At 63.4% G+C, this 18,490-nt stretch carries 17 protein-coding genes; 12 read left to right on the top strand and 5 right to left on the bottom strand.

Going from position 1 to position 18,490, the window contains the following annotated elements; translation table 11 throughout:
- Positions 1 to 2: 2 nt before the first annotated feature.
- The gene (gene rlmN / locus AC4GYV_RS14225) at positions 3 to 1,178 is read right to left on the bottom strand and encodes a dual-specificity RNA methyltransferase RlmN (RefSeq protein ID WP_491101354.1); all 1,176 of its coding nucleotides are present in this window, start codon (positions 1,176 to 1,178) and stop codon (positions 3 to 5) included.
- 24 nt (positions 1,179 to 1,202) lie between these two features.
- Entirely contained in the window at positions 1,203 to 1,703 is a 501-nt protein-coding gene (locus AC4GYV_RS14220) for a hypothetical protein (protein ID WP_491101353.1), read from the bottom strand.
- Positions 1,704 to 1,913: 210 nt separating this feature from the next.
- Between AC4GYV_RS14220 and AC4GYV_RS14215 the strand changes: the two genes are divergently transcribed.
- The 8 genes from AC4GYV_RS14215 (at position 1,914) to AC4GYV_RS14180 (ending at position 10,218) form a co-directional block, all read left to right on the top strand.
- Entirely contained in the window at positions 1,914 to 3,284 is a 1,371-nt protein-coding gene (locus tag AC4GYV_RS14215) for a glycosyl transferase family protein (RefSeq protein ID WP_491101352.1), read from the top strand.
- A complete protein-coding gene (locus AC4GYV_RS14210; protein WP_491101351.1) occupies positions 3,281 to 4,402 on the top strand; it encodes a hypothetical protein in 1,122 nt (373 codons plus the stop codon). Before AC4GYV_RS14215 ends, AC4GYV_RS14210 begins: the two co-directional genes overlap by 4 nt.
- A 51-nt stretch (positions 4,403 to 4,453) precedes the next feature.
- Positions 4,454 to 5,362 carry a sulfite exporter TauE/SafE family protein gene (locus tag AC4GYV_RS14205; protein WP_491101350.1) on the top strand — a complete coding sequence of 303 codons (909 nt, stop codon included), beginning with the start codon at positions 4,454 to 4,456 and terminating at the stop codon, positions 5,360 to 5,362.
- Positions 5,359 to 6,126 (top strand): TIGR02186 family protein, encoded by a 768-nt coding sequence (locus tag AC4GYV_RS14200; protein WP_491101349.1) that lies wholly within the window; start codon positions 5,359 to 5,361, stop codon positions 6,124 to 6,126. Before AC4GYV_RS14205 ends, AC4GYV_RS14200 begins: the two co-directional genes overlap by 4 nt.
- Positions 6,127 to 6,202: 76 nt before the next feature.
- Entirely contained in the window at positions 6,203 to 7,885 is a 1,683-nt protein-coding gene (locus AC4GYV_RS14195) for an ATP-binding protein (protein WP_491101348.1), read from the top strand.
- 92 nt (positions 7,886 to 7,977) lie between these two features.
- Positions 7,978 to 8,883: a hypothetical protein gene (locus AC4GYV_RS14190; RefSeq protein WP_491101347.1), complete on the top strand. Its 906-nt coding sequence runs from the start codon at positions 7,978 to 7,980 to the stop codon at positions 8,881 to 8,883.
- Positions 8,884 to 8,898: 15 nt separating this feature from the next.
- Entirely contained in the window at positions 8,899 to 9,879 is a 981-nt protein-coding gene (locus AC4GYV_RS14185; RefSeq protein ID WP_491101346.1) for a L,D-transpeptidase family protein, read from the top strand.
- 147 nt (positions 9,880 to 10,026) lie between these two features.
- Positions 10,027 to 10,218 carry a hypothetical protein gene (locus AC4GYV_RS14180; protein WP_491101345.1) on the top strand — a complete coding sequence of 64 codons (192 nt, stop codon included), beginning with the start codon at positions 10,027 to 10,029 and terminating at the stop codon, positions 10,216 to 10,218.
- Here AC4GYV_RS14180 and AC4GYV_RS14175 read toward each other — a convergent pair.
- The 3 genes from AC4GYV_RS14175 to AC4GYV_RS14165 all read right to left on the bottom strand — a co-directional run bounded on the left by AC4GYV_RS14175 (position 10,215) and on the right by AC4GYV_RS14165 (position 14,236).
- A complete protein-coding gene (locus tag AC4GYV_RS14175; RefSeq protein WP_491101344.1) occupies positions 10,215 to 12,164 on the bottom strand; it encodes a tetratricopeptide repeat protein in 1,950 nt (649 codons plus the stop codon). The two genes, AC4GYV_RS14180 and AC4GYV_RS14175, sit on opposite strands and share 4 nt — an antisense overlap.
- Positions 12,165 to 12,183: 19 nt before the next feature.
- Entirely contained in the window at positions 12,184 to 12,858 is a 675-nt protein-coding gene (locus AC4GYV_RS14170; protein WP_491101343.1) for a PEPxxWA-CTERM sorting domain-containing protein, read from the bottom strand.
- A gap of 340 nt (positions 12,859 to 13,198) precedes the next feature.
- Entirely contained in the window at positions 13,199 to 14,236 is a 1,038-nt protein-coding gene (locus AC4GYV_RS14165; RefSeq protein WP_491101342.1) for a M23 family metallopeptidase, read from the bottom strand.
- Positions 14,237 to 14,407: 171 nt separating this feature from the next.
- On the opposite strand from AC4GYV_RS14165, the gene AC4GYV_RS14160 reads away from it, so the two are divergent.
- The 4 genes from AC4GYV_RS14160 to AC4GYV_RS14145 all read left to right on the top strand — a co-directional run bounded on the left by AC4GYV_RS14160 (position 14,408) and on the right by AC4GYV_RS14145 (position 18,487).
- Positions 14,408 to 16,924 (top strand): helicase-related protein, encoded by a 2,517-nt coding sequence (locus tag AC4GYV_RS14160; protein WP_491101341.1) that lies wholly within the window; start codon positions 14,408 to 14,410, stop codon positions 16,922 to 16,924.
- Positions 16,921 to 17,193, top strand: coding sequence for an RNA-binding S4 domain-containing protein (locus AC4GYV_RS14155; RefSeq protein WP_491101340.1), 273 nt, complete (start codon positions 16,921 to 16,923; stop codon positions 17,191 to 17,193). The genes AC4GYV_RS14160 and AC4GYV_RS14155 overlap by 4 nt, the downstream gene beginning before the upstream one ends.
- A gap of 27 nt (positions 17,194 to 17,220) precedes the next feature.
- Complete coding sequence (gene fdxA / locus AC4GYV_RS14150) at positions 17,221 to 17,562, top strand: ferredoxin FdxA (protein WP_491101339.1); 342 nt, start codon at positions 17,221 to 17,223, stop codon at positions 17,560 to 17,562.
- 82 nt (positions 17,563 to 17,644) lie between these two features.
- Positions 17,645 to 18,487: a MipA/OmpV family protein gene (locus AC4GYV_RS14145; RefSeq protein ID WP_491101338.1), complete on the top strand. Its 843-nt coding sequence runs from the start codon at positions 17,645 to 17,647 to the stop codon at positions 18,485 to 18,487.
- Positions 18,488 to 18,490: the final 3 nt, after the last annotated feature.

Raw genomic sequence — 18,490 nt, 5'->3', positions numbered from 1 at the left:
GACTAAGCCGCCTCGCGGCTCCGGCGCTTTCGCTCCGCAGCGGTCTTGAGCTGGCCGCACGCAGCATCAATGTCGCGTCCGCGCGGCGTCCGCACAGGTGCGGAGATACCGGCTTCGAAGACGATGTTGCTGAACGCCTTGATACGCTCATCGCTCGAACATTCGTATGGCGCCCCGCCCCACGGATTGAACGGGATCAGGTTCACCTTCGCGGGCAGCCGGTAGTGACGGATCAGCCGCACCAGCTCACGCGCATGCTCGTCGCTGTCGTTCTTGTCCTTCAGCATCACATATTCGAACGTGATACGCCGCGCATTGTTCGCGCCCGGATAAGCCGCGCAGGCCTCAAGCAGCTGCTCGATTCCGTACTTGCGATTGAGCGGCACGATCTCGTCGCGGATTTCCTTCGTCACCGCGTGCAGCGACACGGCGAGATTGACGCCGATCTCCGCGCCTGCGCGCTCCATCATCGGCACCACGCCGCTGGTCGACAGTGTGATCCGGCGGCGCGACAGGCCAAGCCCGTCGCCGTCCATCACGATCTTCAGCGCGTCGCGGACATTCTCGAAATTGTAGAGCGGCTCGCCCATGCCCATCATCACGATGTTCGTGAGCATCCGGCCCTCGGGCTGGCTCGGCCATTCGCCGAGCGCGTCTCGGGCAAGCATCACCTGACCGACGATTTCCGCTGGTTCCAGGTTACGCACCAGCGCCATCGTGCCCGTGTGGCAGAAGCGGCAGTTGAGCGTGCACCCGACCTGGCTCGAAACGCAGAGCGTTCCACGATCCGCGTCGGGGATGAACACCATCTCGAAGTCGTGGCCGTCGTGGGTCTTGAGCAGCCACTTGCGCGTGCCGTCCGATGAGACCTGCGCTTCGACCACCTCGGGCCGGGATACGATGAAGCGCTCCGCGAACCAGCCGCGCTGCGCTTTCGCGATATCGCTCATGTTCGCGAAGTCCGTGACTCCGCGATTGTAGATCCAGTGCCAGACCTGCTTCGAGCGAAGCTTGGCCTGCTTGGGCTCCAGTCCCGCAGCCTCGAATTCGGCGCGGATCGAGTCCTTCGAACGGCCGACCAGCTCGACCTTGCCGTCGGCTCGCGGCTGCACGGTCCTGGGCACGGGCACAGGGTCAACAGCGCCGGGAATCGGCATCAGATTGGTGTCGGCACTCATGGCGAGCCGCCTATCTAGGTGCGATTACTGGATTTTGCCAGCACCGCGAAGCGCGCATCGCGCCGCCGCCGCATCGATCGCCGTCGGAGCGCCTTCCAGCACATAGGGGTCGAAGAAGCGAACGCCCGCGCCGTCGCGCGCTTCGATGCTCATGTGACCGCCGTCGCGGGCGGCAGCGATGATCGCTTGCTCCTGGCTCGCGCCGCGGCTCCACGCCTGGTCTCCGCGCGCGACGAGCAGGAACGGCTGATCGCCGATGTGCAAGACGACACTGGATCCGGGGCGCGACACCCGGCTGAGTTGGGCATGAAACTCGCCCCAGCGCCGATGATCTGGGGTGAAGGAAAATCCCGCAACCGCCTGAACCTTCCCCTTCGGCGCGATCTTGGCCGAGCGGGTAAGCGCCTCGCAAACCGCGCCGCGATCGATCGCGGCCCAGCCGCCACCGGCATATAGGACCGAGCCCCGCGCTAGTGCCGCCGAGCCAAGCAATCCGAGAGTAAGGAGGATGAGATTGCGCCTCACGCAGCAGGGCTAGCGCGGATCAAAGTGCGAAGCCACTGCGGCTCAAAATCATCAGTAACGGATGAATAACCAACCGAACTTGTTGTTCATTTTGCATTGTGCCAAGCAGCCGCCGCTCGGTTTGTATTTGATTCGTAAGGGGAGCGTATCATGGACCTGCCGAGCAACTTTCAGCTGTCGCGCTCGACGCTCTAGCTTCCCACCACAAAAATGCATTTTGCTGAGCTTCTCAGCCGCGCCGCGGCTGAGTTGGCGCTGTTTGCAGGCGTGGGTTTCCTGCTGTTCGGCGTCAACGACCTTGTCGTCGACATCATCTATTTCACGCGGCGCTGGTGGCGACGGGCGACCATCTACCGTCGTCATCGTCCGGCCTATGCGAGCTACTGGGTTTTCAACAAGCAGCCAGGATTCATCGCAATCCTGGTGCCCGCCTGGGACGAATCCGCCGTCATCGCATCGATGCTGAAGGCGACGCTTAAGCGTATCGACTATGAAAACTATCGGATCTTCGTCGGCCATTATCGCAACGATCCGGCGACGGCGGCCGCAATCGCAAGTGTCGGCGATGACCGTGTCAAACCTGTTCAAGTCGACCGCGACGGTCCGACCACCAAGGCCGATTGCCTGAATCACCTCTACGACGCGCTAGTCGCACATGAGACGGAAACCGGAATTTCAGCCAAGGCGATCGTCCTGCACGATGCCGAGGATGTCGTGCACCGGTTCGAGCTCAGGATCTTCGACGGACTGATCGACCGCGCCGCCGTTGTCCAATTGCCGGTCATCCCGCTGATCGACCCGCAATCGCGCTGGATCAGCGGCCATTATTGCGACGAGTTTGCGGAGGCGCACATCAAGGAATTGGTTGTTCGCGAAGCAGTCGGCGCGGCTATCCCGCTTGCTGGCGTCGGATGCGCGATTTCTCGCAAGGCGCTCGCCCAGCTCGCCGCGACGCAGGAAGGCAAGCCTTTTGCGGGCGCGAGCATGACTGAGGACTATGAGCTTGGCCTGAGATTGGGTGCTCTTGGCCACAAGACGATGTTCGTGCGCATTCCCGCACAGCCCGGCGAGGCGGGCGTCGTCGCCAGTCGAGGACACTTCCCAGCAACGCTCGGTGCCGCGGTTCGGCAGAAGGCCCGGTGGTTAGGCGGCATTGCCCTTTCCGGATGGGATCGCCTCGGCTGGAGCGGCGGGCTTGGCGAACGGTGGATGCGCATGCGCGACCGGCGCGGACCCCTTGCCGCGATATTGCTCGTCGCCGGCTACATCGCGGCCTTGCTGTGGTCTCAGCTTTGGCTCGCGGAGTTGCTAGGCGCGCCGGTCCAGGCGCGCATGTATCCGGCCCTGACCATCCTGCTCGCGATCAATTTCTGGCTTCTCGCGTGGCGAGTGCTCATGCGCATGGGCTTCACCACCTCGGCTTACGGCTGGCGCGAGGGGCTGCGCTCGATCCCGCGGCTGGTGGTCGGCAATGTGGTCGCGATGCTGGCCGCCGCCCGCGCCTTGTCGCTGCACTTCAGCGGCGGTGCGAAACGCTGGGACAAGACCCGGCACATCTTCCCGGCGGAACTGCCACAGTGAGGCCGTCGCTCCGCTTTCTTGGCTTGGTGGTGGCAAGCTGGGCCGGTGTCCGTGCCTATTCTGTGGGCTTGCTGCCGGGCGGGTCCCTCCGCTTGGTCGAACGCAGCGAGGCGAAGACTGCGCCGCCGATTGTCGCAACCGAGTTCCCGCCGATCCAGCCCATTCAAACGGCGGAGACAGCTCCGCCAATGCCCGCTTATCAGCCGGCTTATGGTTATGGCTATGGCCCTCCGCAGGTCTTGCCGCTTCAGGTCAGGCCGGTGATGGTGCCCGTTTATTATGGAGCGCAATCCGTTCCGGTCGCTTCCCCGCCGCTTCCGCCCGGAAGGCTGGCGAATGCGCTTCCGATGCCTGATCAGCCCATCTACGCCGATCTCCCGCCGTTGAACGACTATCCAATGTCGCGGCTCGCTTCGATGTCGTTCCCGCTGCGGCAATCGAGCTCGGTCCCGGCAACGCAAAGTACACGAGCACTCGATCCGCGCCGCCTCGATCGACTGCAGCTCAGCACCTGGGCACTGATGCGCGGCCGCGAAGGTCAGGTGGTCGGCCCGACATCGCTCGCCAGCGGCGGGCAACTCGGCGGCAGCCAGGCCGGCGCCCGGCTCATCTACAACTTCACCCGCCAGATCGCCGGGTCGTTCCGGATGTCGAGTGAGATCGGCCGGAAGGGTGCTGAGTTTGCAGGTGGCGTCCGCGTCCAGCCGCTCGTCAGCGTTCCGGTATGGATCACGGCGGAGCGTCGCCAACGCCTTGGACAGTACAGCAACGGTCGCAACGCCTTCGCGATCTTCGCTGAGAGCGGCCTTTATCAGCGCCCACTGCCCGCCCGGTTCAGCCTCGATGCCTACCTCCAAACAGGCGTAGTCGGAATGAAGAGCCGCGACTGGTTCGTTGACGGCGCAGCCGCGGTCACCCGTCCCGTCTACAAGAACTATTCCGTTGGCTTCGGCGTTTGGGGTGGCGCACAACCAGGCTTGTATCGCCTGGATGCAGGTCCGCGGGTGACGATGAAGGTGCGCAATAACGTGCGTATTCACCTCGACTATCGCCAGAGGCTGGCGGGCAACGCGCAGCCGGGGTCGGGACCCGCGGTCACGCTGGCCGGGGATTTCTAGCCGGATCGGCTTGGCCCAAGCGGTTGTTTGCGGTTAGTCCTTCGCGCGCCGATGGACATCTACCTTCCGATCGCAGGCCAATCGGTCAACGCAGTGCTGATCATCGTCCTCGGGTTCGGCGTGGGCGTGCTGTCCGGCATGTTCGGCGTGGGCGGCGGGTTCCTGACGACCCCCCTGCTCATTTTCTACGGGATTCCACCGACGGTCGCGGTCGCCTCGGCAACGACCCAGATCACGGGCGCCAGCGTGTCCGGCGCCATGGTCCACATGCGGCGCGGGGGCGTCGACATGAAGATGGCGGGGGTCATGATCGTGGGAGGCCTGCTCGGCTCATTTGTCGGCGCGGCGATGTTCCGGCTTCTGCAGTCGACCGGCCAGATCGATGTCGTCATCGGCCTTCTCTACGTGCTGATCCTCGCTTGGATCGGCGGCCTGATGTTGAAGGACGCGCTGGTCACGCTCGGCTATCTCAAGCTGCCCGCAAAAGGACCGCAGCCGCGGCACAACCGCTGGGTTGCCTCGCTTCCGCTAAGATGGCGCTTCTATAGCTCCGGCCTGTACATCTCGCCCGTAGCGCCGCTCGCACTCGGTTTCATCGCAGGTGTCCTGACCGTCTTCCTCGGCATCGGCGGCGGCTTCATCCTGGTGCCCGCCATGATCTACTTGCTCGGCATGCCCGCGCGTGTCGTGATCGGGACCAGCCTGATCATGATCCTTTCGGTCAGCGCCGCCACGACCATGGTGCACGCACTCACAACCCGCGCGGTGGACATCGTGCTCGCAGGACTGCTGCTCGTCGGCGGCGTGATCGGCGCGCAATATGGCGCGATCCTGACAACCCGCATCAAGCCGGACTACCTGCGTCTAGCACTTGCCATCATCATCCTTCTCGTCGCGCTGCGCATGCTCCTCGGCCTCGCCTGGCGCCCGGACGAGATCTTCTCGATCGAGTATCTGTGAGAGCGCGCCTCGCCACCCTCCTGATCGCGGCGCTCGCACCACTGCTGATCGCAGCGGACAAGCCTGTGCTCGTACCCGACATTTCGGCGCGGCAGGTGCAGATCAAATACAGCTTCACGGGTGCCCAGTTGCTGCTGTTCGGCGCGGTGGTTTATCCCGGCGGCCGCGCTCCCGACCACCCGGTGGATATCGCCGTCGTCTTACGCGGCCCTGTCCAACCGATCCTAGTTCGCGAAAAACAGAAGATCGCAGGCATATGGATGAACGCGGATTCTAACCGCTTCCGCTCCGCGCCTTCATTCTACGCCGTCGCATCTTCTCGGCCGATTCTCGACCTAATCGATGACCGGACCGCCGCTATCTATGAGCTCGGTCTGCACAATTTGCAGCTTTCTCCGGGCGGCGGTGCCCTTCCAGAGAAAGAGCGAAGGTTCGAAGCCGGCCTGCTGGACCTTAGGCATCGGCAGGGCCTCTATGCGGAGAATCCGCGCGGCGTCGAAATCACCGATGGCGTTCTGTACCGCGCCGTGATCACCATCCCGAGCCAGGTTCCCGTCGGCACATACACGGCCGAGACCTTCCTCATCGACCACGGCAAGGTCATCGCTGCGGCTACCCGCGACATCCAAATCGATAAGTCGGGGTTTGAGCGCTATGTCGCACTCGCCGCACGCCGACACGAAGGACTTTACGGCCTTACCGCTGTAGCGCTTTCGCTCGGCCTCGGTTGGGCCGCCGCCGCCGCCTTCCGCCGGCGGTTCTAACAGAAGCGACTAAGCCAATTTTAACCGCTCTCGCGTACGTCCGAGGCAAATCAATTGCTTTGGAGTGCGTTAGCCCATGGACGATCGGCCAAATCTGAGCGAATTCCTGAACGAAGTCAGCAGCTTCAGCGAGGAAACCTCCGCTTCGAAGGCTCCGTCGGCAGCCAATGCAGCGGCGTCGATCGGCCAGGTTTCTGAAATTGCGGGCTCAGGCTCGCAGATCTGGATGGACGGCGCGGCGCTTGCGACTCTGCAGACACATTCCGATCCTTCGGTCGCGATGTCCGGCCAGGTCGGCAGCCAGGTGAAGATGGTCGTCGGTAACAATTGGCTGATTGCGAACGTGCGCACGATGCGCGCGGGTGAGCAGGGCCAGATCCTCGCTCACGTCGACTTCCTCGGCGAAGGCACCAAGGAAGCCAGCGGCAAAGTCGGCAATTTCCGCCGCGGCGTGACCCGCTACCCGATCCCGGGCAGCCCGGTGTTCGCCGTCACCACGGAAGACCTGCGGAGCGTCTTCGCTGCGAGCGACGAGCCCCACATCGAAATTGGCACGGTGTATCCGACGGACGACATCCGCGGCGCTCTCTACGTCGACCCGATGCTGTCGAAGCACTTCGCGGTCCTGGGATCGACCGGTACCGGTAAGTCGACCTCCGTTGCGCTGATCCTGCACCGCATCTCGCAGCTTTCGCCTGAGGGTCACATCGTGATGATCGACCCGCACGGCGAATATTCGGCGGCCTTCAAGAGTTGCGGTGAGATCTTCAACGTCGACAATCTGCAGCTGCCCTACTGGCTGCTGAACTTCGAAGAGCATTGCGAAGTCCTGCTGACGACGCAGGGCCAGGACCGCCAGCGCGACGCCGACATCCTCGCGAAATGTCTGCTCGCGGCGCGTACCAAGGGCAAGGACGTCAGCCAGTACGGCAAGGTCACTGTCGACAGCCCGATCCCGTATCTGCTCGCCGATCTCAACGGCATCATCGTCAACGAGATGGGCAAGCTCGATCGCGCCGGCGACACGCTCCCATTCCAGCGCCTGAAAACGAAGCTCGACGAGCTTCGCGCAGACCCCCGCTACACCTTCATGTTCTCTGGCATGCTGGTGTCGGACTCAATGCCGCAGCTGTTGGCCAAGATGTTCCGCCTGCCGAGCCAGGGACGACCGATCTCAATCGTCGACGTGTCCGGCGTTCCGTCCGAAGTCACGTCGGTGGTCGTGTCGGTCCTTGCACGCATGGTGTTCGACTATGCGATCTGGTCGCGCACCGAGGCTCAGCGCCCGCTGCTCCTCGTCTGCGAAGAGGCTCACCGCTACGTCCCGAAGGACGAGAACGCGAACGGCCAGGCAGTCCGCAAGATCCTCGAACGTATCGCCAAGGAAGGCCGTAAGTACGGCGTCTCGCTCGGCCTCATCACGCAGCGTCCGTCCGACTTGGCCGAAGGCGTTCTCTCGCAATGCGGCACGATCGTCGCGATGAGGCTGAACAACGAACGCGACCAGGCCTGCGTGCGGGCCGCAATGCCCGAAGGCGCACGCGGTTTCCTCGACGCCATCCCGGCGCTCCGCAACCGCGAATGTATCGTCTGCGGCGAAGGCGTCGCCATCCCTATCCGCGTCCGCTTCGACGACCTTGAGCCGGAGAAGCGCCCGGCCTCGTCCGATCCGAGCTTCGCCCGCTTGTGGCGCGAGACCGGCGACGAAGCCGGAATCATCCAGCGCACCATCAAGCGCTGGCGCGGTCACGGCCGCTAAGGAAAGCACACTTGGGCCCATCGGGTTTTCCCTGATGGGCCTTTGAACAGCTTTGCCTATCCCTGAGGGCTACCGTCCAAGGGATTCTGCTCATGTGCCGAACTGCCGTTCTAGCCCGCGCCAGGTTCGCGGCTTTGCCTATGCTGCTCGGGTGCGCATCGGCTGCTCAGGCCCAAGAGGCCGCGGTCCAACCGACTGACGCCGCGATGGCGCAGCCGCAGGACCCGGCTGCCCCGCAAGATCCTGCCCCTGCTCAGGATCAGGCAACGAGTGACGCCCAGACTACGACCGAACCTAAGGCGATAGTCAACGACGGCAAATGGCACTTCGCAGGGATCGGCTACGTTTGGTTCGCGGGCGCCAAAGGCAACGTCGACGTCCTCCCCAGTCCCATCAAGCCTGTTGGCATTGATATGAGCTTCGGCGACATCCTGAAGCTTCTGAAGTTCGCGTTCATGGGCGCGGCGGAGGTTCGCAAAGACCGGCTCGTCTTTCTGGGCGATCTCATGTGGGTGCATATAGGCGATAGCAAGGACCTGAAGATCCGCGACGTCGACCTACTCAGTGGGAAGGTCAGCAACAAGACGCTGCTCATGACTGGCCTGGCGGGTTATCGCGTGGTCCAGATCCCCAACGTGAAGCTCGATCTTTTGGCTGGCGGCCGCATCAACGGCTCGACCGTCGAAGCGACGCTGTCAGGCCCCAATCGGACCGTATCCGGCAAGATCAAGAAGACCTGGCTTACCCCGGTGATCGCAGCCCGGCTGATGGCGGGGCTTGGCGGCAAGTGGAGCGCGACGATCTACCAAGACCTTGGCGGCGTATCGAGCTCGAACCTGACTTGGCAGAGTATCGCCACCCTCAATTATCAGGTCAGCCGCAAGATGACCCTTGGAGCCGGCTACCGCTATTACAAGGTGAAGTACGAGACTGGTCCCAATTACGTATACGACCAAGTCTACCGCGGCCCGGTACTGGTCTTCCGCACCGACTTCTAAAGGCACATTCCTGACATGAAGATTCGCAGCATCATGCTGGTCGGCGCCTTGTGCGCTTGCAGCTTGCCAACCCCTGTCTTGGCTCAAGAAGTTGCGCGGGACGGCCGGCCGATCCTCGCCGTCGCCTCGACGCTGAAGAATGGCGAGTTCGTCTGGGCGCCGGAGCTCGCTCCCGAGGGCCCTGCACTGGCGATCGTAAACCTGGAAACGCAGCGGCTGATCCTCTTCCGGAACGGCGTTCCGATCGCTGCATCCACCGTCTCGAGCGGCAAGTCCGGTCACGAGACCCCGACTGGCGTCTTCGCGATCCTGCAAAAGGAGAAGGAGCATTATTCGCGCACCTACGACAATGCGCCGATGCCAAACATGCAGCGGCTCACCTGGAAAGGCATTGCGCTCCACGCCGGCAATCTGCCCGGCTTCCCTGCATCGCACGGGTGCGTGCGCCTGCCGCCCAAATTCTCGGCGCTACTCTTCGGCGCGACGAATCTGGGAATGACGGTGGTCATTACGAGCATTCCGGCCGCACCTTTGGCTTCGGCCACGCCCGACCTCGCAGTCGATCGTCCCGCGCCATCCGCTCCGACGCTGACCAATGCCGCGTACCAATGGAATCCGGAGCGCGCGAAGGACGGCATCGTGTCGGTGGTCGTCAGCGCTGCAGACCAGCGCGCGATCGTCTTGCGCAACGGCGTGGAGATTGGATCAGCGCCAGTCCGTATCAGCGGTCCGGTCGACGCGCCCTTCGCTTATGTGCTGCGCGAGTGGGACAATACGGGCCAGCACTGGCTCAAGCTCCAATATGCGGGTGCCGGAGCCAGCATGGACGTCTCGCCCGGTGAAGGGAAACGATTCGATACGCCCGTCATGTTCCGTCACGCAGTGTCATCCGTGCTTCGGCCTGGCAGCGTCATCATCGTCACGCCGCAGTCGTTCAAGGCCGGGAGCACGGGCACGTCTCAGACGGTCATCGAAGCGGACGACACGACGCGCTAGCGGCAATGGCGCCGATCAGCCGCTGCTGAACCTCGCCCAGCATCGAAGCTAGTACCGTCCGACGCAAACAACAGTCGGACTGCCGTAGGCGACCGCGAAATCCAAGGCTGCATTCCTACCTCCCTTATCGGAGGGCGGGAGACGACCATGGATTTGAACTACCTATTTCATCGCCAGCAGATCGAACGGACCCGCGCCGACGAAGCTGACGGCGAAGAAGCTCGTATCGCCCACGAGAAGTTGGCGCGATGCTACGAAGCGCAGATCAGCAACGCGACGGAGGGGCGCATTAGCTTCCAAAAGCAAGGTGAGGACGACGCGGCAGACTGCTCCCTTTAACTCCGGCTACCACTGTGCGCAGCGCGCCAGCCGTAATGCGTATCGGGCTTCCAACGCGCGAGGATTGCTCCACGAACGTTGGCCGGAACTGGGACCTTCCGGCATTGGGAGCTGACAAGTTCAAGCCATCCCATTTGCCAAGGCTCGGTTCCGATGGAATTGGCCATGGAGCGTCGCGCCTCTTGCAACAACTGCAACGCGGATGCCCGGTCGCCGAAGTCGCAGCGAATGTCGGCCATTTCGACGAGGGTCATGCCGAGGAATGGGTGTTTCGTCGCGGCTGCGATTGTTCGCGCTTGTTGCAAGGGCGCTTCGGCAGCGTGCTCCTTGCCGATGCCGCGTAGCGCCACGCCAAGATTGAGGAGTGGAAAGACAAGTTCCTCGGTCCCAGGGCCCCGTGCCCCCTCCTGAATTGCAACCGCCTCGCGAAGTTGCGGCACGGCCTGCCCGTATGCGCGCCGCTCTATTTCCATCCGCGCGACGTTGTTAAGGGCGAGGGCGTACTCCGTATGCTTCCTGCCCAGGACCTGCTCAGCAAGCGGAAGTACGCGCCGGAAATAGCCTTCGGCCGCTTCGTTATCGCCTTGAAGGTAGGCAATCGAGCCCAGCTCGTTCAGGTCCTGAAATGCTAGCGGGTGAGTCTCGCCTTGGCGCCGCAGCCGGATCGTCAAGGCCTCATCGTAAGCGACGCGCGCGCGTGGATAGTCCTTCGCTCCAGTTAGCACCTTGCCGAGCGCCTCGAGGTCACGCGCAACGTCGACTTGCCCCGGAGGGCCACGTGACCGGTCGATACGCAGTGCCTCCTGGATTGCGCGTTCGCCTTCTTTGGGCCGGTCGAGATAGCCCAGCGTTTCGCCTTGCCCGGCCAAAATTCGCGGCACGAGATCCGCTCGGCCTGATGCAGGGTCCCGAGCCAATGCAAGCGCCTTCGAATAGGCATCGTTCGCGGCGGGATCATCAGTTTGCCAGTTACGGATCTCGGCAAGCGCGAGATATTGGCGCGCGCGCAGCCCCGGATCGAGTCCAGGCGTTTTCATGCTTTGCTCGACGAGAGCACTGGCACGGCTGAGCAAGCCGAGATTTCCGTAAACCTCGCCCAAGGTCGTCTGCAGCTCGGCACGGACAGATGGTTCGTTGGCCAACTCGCGCTGGACCCGCGCCGCTCCACGATCGACGACTTCACGTGCGGTGATTGTCGCCCCCCGGGCCTCGGACGGATCAGCGACGGAAAACATGCTCTTCACGAACTCGACGGTTCGCTCCGCGGTCAGGGTCTTGCGCCTCGCGAGGTCACGCTGCTCGATTGCCTCCTTGCGCGAAATGAGCGCGAACGCCGACAGGGCACTAGTCGCGAGGAGTGCTAAGCTCAGCACTCCGGCGAGGACTGCCAGACGATGCTGGCGACGCAGATGTTCACGTTGACGCAGCTCGTCGTACGGAAGGCCGGTTATCCCGGCCAAGAGCTTTAGACGGGCAACTGTCCGGCTGTCCTGTCCGGGACGCATGTCCGATGCGAGCGGTTCACTTCCGCCTCCCTCGAACAGCGCTTGAGGAAGGCATTCCTGCGCGGGATCGCCGCCTGCCACCCGCGAGGCGTTGGGTTCACCAGCGACGATCAGGCATTGGATGCGACGGCGCCGTCCCAGCGCGGTAAAGCTGCGGATTTCCTCGTTGACCCAATGCGAACGGGCGCCGTGCGGTGAGCAGATGACAATGAGTGAGTGGGACTGTTCCAACGCTTCCCGCACCGAAGCTGCAAGATCCGAAGACGCGGCAAGCTCCTCACGATCCTGGAAGATCGGAGGCAATTTGCCCTGCAGCGGCCCGATCGCTGTTGGCCGCCCCTGTAGCCGTTTGGGGAAGCGATAGGTCTCGAGGGCGCGATGCAGCCAAGCCGCCGTACGCCGGTCACGATGATTGTAGCTGATGAAGGCCGCGTAGCGCATCGGCCTCGTGCCTAGGGGGCTAGGCGAGCGCGATCTTCACCGAACGACGGCGCAACGCCAGACCGATCAGTCCGAAGCCCATCAGCATCATCGCCCACGTAGCCGGTTCCGGAACACTGCCCGTTGCGTAGAGGGGCGTGAACCGAGTAGCCGCATTGACCGAGCCGTTCGAAACATCAGCCGTCGACACGAAGTCCGTATCCGCCGGGTTAGAGCCGACCAGAAGCCCATTCGAATTCTGTACCAGCTGCGTGAGTAGATCGCTGCCCCAACTGAACCCGATATAGGCGCCGGCCGGCGGATTGAACTCGGGAGGAAAAATTTCGGGCCGATAGGCGAGCCCGGCGGTGGCCCCGACCCACCCGCTGTCGAGGTCATTGGGATCCTGAGTACCGTTGCCCGCACCGAGCTGGACCTGCATGTCCGGGTTTAGGAAATTGTCCCTGTCTGCCTGGGAAGTGAAGAAATTGAAGCCCCAGCTCGGTGGGTCAACGCCGAATCCAGAATCGAAATATGCGCTAACGAAATACGTCGTGCCGATGGTGGCGTCGTATCCTGGGGTGAAGAAGATCACGCCACCGTATGTCGACGGATCGGTGATATCGAAGTTGGTGGGCAGGAGCGCGTTGATGCTGACGATGCCCTCTTGGTAGATATAAGCACTGTTGAAGACACCCGAAGCGCTGATATCCACTGCACTGCAGCTCGCTGATCCGAGCGAGCACGCTGTCTCTGAACCGGCTATTGGATCATTGATCTGGGTGCCTCGACCGGCGGAAGCAGGCTGAGCTGATATCAATGCGAGAAACGCTGCGGCCGGCAAAAATCCTGGAACGCGCGTATGCAACATGGCTGCCCCCTGGTTGCTTAACTTTCATTAACCATAGCAGGACTAACGTCGGCTAGCCAACTGTTATTGGCCGAAATTTCCCTCTGGCGGACGTGAAAGAGCCTCGCTCCGACCCATCATCCGACGCGCTCGTATGAGCCGCCGACTAATGCCCTGCGGCCGAGTCGCAGGTGAATCAACGCGGTTAGGCCCGCTTCACCCCGACGTTGAGCAATGCCTTCAGCCGCGCCTTCACGGCGTTTACGACACTCGCATCGGCGACCTGAACGCTGGCGAAGCGCACGGACAGCGGGTTCACTGGCGTGCCGTCCTTGCGGACTTCGAAGTGAAGGTGCGGGCCGGTCGAAAGGCCGCTTGAACCAACGTATCCAATCAGCTGCCCGGCATGGACGTAGGACCCCGGCGCAGCGACGATCTCGCTCATGTGGCTGTAGCTGGTCATCAACCCGCCGCCGTGCACGATCCGAACCTGGCGCCCGTATCCCCCGGCCCAGCCTGCAGCGGCGATTTGTCCATCCGCCGCAGCAACGATCGGGCTCCCCCAGCTCGCGCCGATGTCGAGCCCGGCGTGGAAGCGCGAGAAGTGCAGGATCGGGTGATAGCGATAGCCGAAATAGGAAGTGATGTGCCCCGAAACGGGCAGACTTAAGCCGCTCGATGTGGGCTGCGGACGCTCCGCATTGGCGGCGTCGATCCACTCGGTACGGCCGTTCGCCGTCCACTTCACCAGCTGAAGCTCAGGCTCGCCGATGCGGCTAAGCCCGGCGTAAAGCAGGTTTGCGCCTGAGCCCAAGACCATGTCGAAGCTGGCGTTTGGCGAAACGCCGCCGACGTCGATCTCGGTCGCAAGCGCGGCCAAATATTGCGCCGCGACCTGCGGGCTCGCGCCGGCTGCGCGCAGCGACCAGTAAAGTCCGTCGCCGACTCGCCCGCGAATCCGCAACGGTCCGTTGGCGACTGTCTCCGTTCTCACCGGCGCGGCGACAGGCTCGACCGGAACCACGCGCTTCGGCACGAAGTCGACTGGCTGGACGGCGTCGGTCGCAACCATGCGCATGCCGGTCGCTCCGCCGTTCGATAGCGGCGCAATCGCTAGCGCCTGCCATTGATGCTGATCCTCGCCAACTCCCGTGCCGACGCGCGGCAGCGAAGCCCAGGCGACGCCGCTGCACAGCAGCGCCAGGATACCCGCGCTCTTCCAGCCCCCCAGAGACCATGGCACGCGCGGCAACGCGAAGGCCAAGGCTTGCGCACGCGTCCGCCTCCCGAAGCGCTGTACCTGAACCGATGACGTCAACACGGGACCCTGTGTCCCGAATCGAGGTTAAGACCCTCTTAAAATGGCGACAAAAGGAACCTTGCGCGCGGCGAAAGCGCTGCCACATTGACGATGATGGCGCGCCGTTCTGACGCTCCGGTCCGGGCGATCCTGGGACCAACCAACACCGGCAAGACCCACTTGGCGATCGAGCGGATGTGCGGCCATTCGTCCGGAGTCATCGGTTTTCCGCTCCGCCTGCTCGCCCGCGAAGTCTACGACCGCGTCGTCGCAATCAAAGGCGAGAAGTCGGTTGCGTTGCTCACTGGCGAGGAGAGGATTCTCCCGCCTCAGGCTCGCTATTTCCTCTGCACGGCCGAAAGCATGCCGGTCCCTGGCGGCGACAGTCACCACGACGACGACCTTCAGCGCGACTTCGCCTTCGCCGCCATCGACGAAGCCCAGCTCGGCATCGATCCCGAGCGCGGCCACGTGTTCACGGATCGGATGCTCCGCGCGCGGGGCCGTGAGGAGACCTTGATCCTCGGCTCCGACACGCTGAAGCCGATCATCCGCGAACTGCTGCCCGAAGCCGAGATCGTCAGCCGCCCGCGCTTCTCGACCTTGCGTTATTCCGGCAGCGTCAAGCTTTCCCGCCTGCCGCCACGCTCGGCCGTCGTCGCCTTCTCCGCCGAGCAGGTCTACGCGCTTGCCGAGATGCTGCGCCGGTTCAAAGGCGGCGCTGCCGTCGTCATGGGCGCCCTCTCACCCGCCACCCGCAATGCCCAGGTCGCGATGTTCCAGCGCGGCGAAGTCGACTACCTGGTCGCCACCGACGCTATCGGCATGGGCCTCAACATGGATGTGACCCACGTCGCCTTCGCGGGTTTGGAGAAGTTCGACGGGCGCCGCGACCGACGCCTCACCATCGCCGAAATGGCCCAGATCGCAGGCCGCGCAGGCCGTCACCAGAAGGATGGGACCTTCGGCACCCTCGGCCTGTCCGAAGAAACGAGCGGCTTCAGCGAGGAAGAGGTCGCGGCAATCGAGGAGCACCGCTTCCGCCCACTCGACAACGTGTATTGGCGCAACGCCGATCTCGACTTCGCTGACGTCCGCACTCTCATCCGCAGCCTTGAGACAAAAAGCGACGATCCCATTCTCCGCTCGGCTCCCGAAGCCATCGACCTCTCGGTACTTAAACTCCTTGCCGAAGATCCCGCCGTTGCCGCACGCAAAGGCGCCCAGGCGCGACGTCTCTGGGCGGTCTGCGGCCTGCCCGATTTCCGCAAGGTCGGCCCGATGCACCACGCGCGGATGGTCCGCCGCCTGTTCAGCTACATTGGCGAAGGCGGCCACATCCCTCATGAATGGTTCGCCGCTGAAGTCGCCCGTCTCGACAATATGAGCGGCGACATCGAGGCGCTGGCCGACCGACTCGCCGGCATTCGAAGCTGGGCGTACATCGCTCACCGCGTCGACTGGCTGAAGGAGCCCGCAAAGTGGGCGGAGCGCACGCGCGAAGTGGAGGCGCGGCTTTCAGACGCACTCCACGAACGCCTCACGCAGCGCTTTGTCGACCGCCGAACCGCGGTGCTCGTGCGCGACATCGGCGCCCGTGGAGCAGATGCGCTGCCGGTCACCGTTGCTGCGGACGGCGAGGTCAGCGTCGGGCCCGAGCCGATCGGCCATCTCTCCGGCTTCGAATTCCGCGTCGATCCCAACGCGCGTCTCGCCGACAAGCGCCTTTTGCTCGCGGCAGCCGAGCGCCGCCTCGGCGACGAGTTGGATCGTCGCGCAAAGGAACTGGTCGACGCACCCGACCACATCTTCGCCATAACCGCCGAACAAGGGGGCACCGTGGCGATCACCTGGCAGGGACATGTGCTTGCAAGGCTCGCCCCAGGCAGATCGCTGCTCGAACCCGCCGTCCGCACCGCTCGCGCGCTCGATCGCCTTTCGGCGGCAAGCCGCGCCGCTCTCCGTGAACGCCTCGAACGCTGGCTCGATAATCAGATCGACAAGCAGCTCCGCCCACTGAAGATCCTTGCCGCCGCCGCGACCGATCCTGCTAGTTCACCGGGCGTACGCGCCCTTTCCGCCATGCTCGCCGATGCTGGCGGCGTCCTCCAGCGTAAGGCCGTCCTTAGCGCCATTGCTCATCTAGAGCGGGCGGACCGTCAGGCCCTGCACCGGCTTCGCGTCCGCCTCGGACCGTTAGACGTCTTCGTCGATCCACTGCTCAAGCCGGTCTCGCAGTTCTGGCGCGCTGCCCTTCTCTCCGTCCGCACCAATCAGCCGATGCCCGCGCTCCCGGCACCGGGTGCAGCCACTCTCTCATCGGAAGCCGACGCTCGCGGTGCCGCGCTCGCCTATCGCCGCCTGGGCCGCGAATGGATCCGCATCGATCTGGCCGACCGCCTCGCGAGCCATGCCCGCAAGGTCCGCTCTGTCGGCGGCGACGATCCGGTGAACGCCGATCTTGCCACCTCGGTCGGCCTGTCAGAAGCGGCCGTCACCCGGCTGATGGGCGAAGTGGGCTTCACCAAGGCCGGTGAAGCCTGGAAATGGCGCGGCCGCCATGCCCCCCGCGGCGAACGCAAGCCTCAGTCCCACGCCTTCGCCGAGCTCGCCAAGCTGAAGAAGAAGTGAGGATCGACCGCTTCCTCTTTTTCATTCGCTTGCTGAAGAGCCGCACTCAGGCTCAAGGCGTCATCGATCAAGGCTACGTTCGCATTGACGGCAAGCGTGTCGAAAAGCCGAGCGAGGAGGTCCGCGTCGGAAGCGTGATCGCCCTGCCGCTCCGCGGCAAGGTGCGCATCCTCCGCGTCATCGCCCTGCCCGAACGTCGCGGCCCGGCCGGCGAAGCGCGCGCCTGCTATGAAGAGCTGGGAATTGACGAGGCCAGCGCACCCTCTTAGCGAACGGGCCCAGAGGAGCGAGATTCAATGACCTACGTCGTCACCGACGCCTGCATCAAATGCAAATATATGGATTGCGTCGAGGTGTGCCCCGTTGACTGCTTCTACGAGGGCGAAGTGATGCTGGTCATCAATCCGAACGAGTGCATCGACTGCGGCGTCTGCGAGCCCGAGTGCCCGGCCGAGGCGATCCTCCCGGATACCGAAACCGGTCAGGAGAAATGGTTGGAGCTCAACGCCACTTTTTCGGCGGAATGGCCGAACGTCACCCGCAAGAACGATCAGACACCGCCGGATGCGGACGAACATAAGGGCGAAGAAGGCAAGTATGACAAGTACTTCACGCCGGAACCGGGCAAGGGCGACTGAATTCGTGACGGAAGTTCAACGACTTCCGGAAACTCTTCGCTATTGGTAGAGTTTAGCCCCTAAACAAAGGGGTTCGTCCATAATGCGTCTCGCCATTTGCGCCGCGGTTGCGGCATGCATTGCTTCACGCTCGCTCGCCCAATCGACGACGGCTACGCTGCCCACGCCCGAAGAACTCAGCAACCGGGACATACTGACGGTGGGTCTCGGCGGTGGCATCGTCCCGACTTATGAAGGCTCCAACGATTATCGCATCATCCCCGTCGGAGCGGTGCGCGGGCGCTATCACGGGATCTCGTTCAACACCCAGGGCGCGTACCTCTACGTCGACGTACTGCCTTCGACGAAGAAATTCAGCTTCGACGCGGGACCGATCGTCGGCGCGAAGTTCGGCCGCAACCACTCGAAAGACGATGTCGTCAAGCTTCTGCCGAAACTCAATACGGCAATCGAAGCTGGCGGGTTCGTAGGCGTCACCTTCCGAGGCGTGACCAATCCCTACGACTCTGTCTCGCTGCGTATGGACGTGCTCCACGACTTCGCGAATGCGCACCAGTCGACGACCTTCAGTCCTAACCTTGGCTTCTCGAGCCCCCTGTCCCGCTCGACGTTCGTCAGCGCCAACATTGGCGCCGAGTTCGTCAGCAACCGTTTCGCCGATTACTATTTCGGGATCACGCCTGCTGATTCCGCCGACACAGGCGGCGTTCTTCCGGTCTACAATCCGAGCGGCGGAATGAAGAATTGGAAGGCCGGTCTGCTGCTGAACCAGTCGCTCACCGGCAACTTGCTGCACGGCTTCTCGATCTTCGGCGTCGGCCAATATTCGCGGCTGGTAGGCGACTTCAAACGAGCGCCAATCGTCTCTGACCGCGGAAGCGCCAATCAATGGGTCGGCGCGCTGGGCCTCGCCTACACCTGGTAAGGA

The organism is Sphingomonas sp. SP4 (genome assembly GCF_058313375.1).
This window is presented reverse-complemented; position numbering and strand designations above follow the sequence as displayed.

Excerpts from the sequence above, each read along its gene's own strand:
- AC4GYV_RS14145 (WP_491101338.1), top strand. The coding sequence starts at position 17,645 with ATGCGTCTCGCCATTTGCGCCGCGGTTGCGGCATGCATTGCTTCACGC.
- AC4GYV_RS14190 (WP_491101347.1), top strand. The coding sequence starts at position 7,978 with ATGTGCCGAACTGCCGTTCTAGCCCGCGCCAGGTTCGCGGCTTTGCCT.
- AC4GYV_RS14195 (WP_491101348.1), top strand. The coding sequence starts at position 6,203 with ATGGACGATCGGCCAAATCTGAGCGAATTCCTGAACGAAGTCAGCAGC.
- AC4GYV_RS14160 (WP_491101341.1), top strand. The coding sequence starts at position 14,408 with ATGGCGCGCCGTTCTGACGCTCCGGTCCGGGCGATCCTGGGACCAACC.
- AC4GYV_RS14215 (WP_491101352.1), top strand. The coding sequence starts at position 1,914 with ATGCATTTTGCTGAGCTTCTCAGCCGCGCCGCGGCTGAGTTGGCGCTG.
- AC4GYV_RS14175 (WP_491101344.1), bottom strand. The coding sequence starts at position 12,164 with ATGCGCTACGCGGCCTTCATCAGCTACAATCATCGTGACCGGCGTACG.
- AC4GYV_RS14185 (WP_491101346.1), top strand. The coding sequence starts at position 8,899 with ATGAAGATTCGCAGCATCATGCTGGTCGGCGCCTTGTGCGCTTGCAGC.
- AC4GYV_RS14180 (WP_491101345.1), top strand. The coding sequence starts at position 10,027 with ATGGATTTGAACTACCTATTTCATCGCCAGCAGATCGAACGGACCCGC.
- fdxA (WP_491101339.1), top strand. The coding sequence starts at position 17,221 with ATGACCTACGTCGTCACCGACGCCTGCATCAAATGCAAATATATGGAT.
- rlmN (WP_491101354.1), bottom strand. The coding sequence starts at position 1,178 with ATGAGTGCCGACACCAATCTGATGCCGATTCCCGGCGCTGTTGACCCT.
- AC4GYV_RS14205 (WP_491101350.1), top strand. The coding sequence starts at position 4,454 with ATGGACATCTACCTTCCGATCGCAGGCCAATCGGTCAACGCAGTGCTG.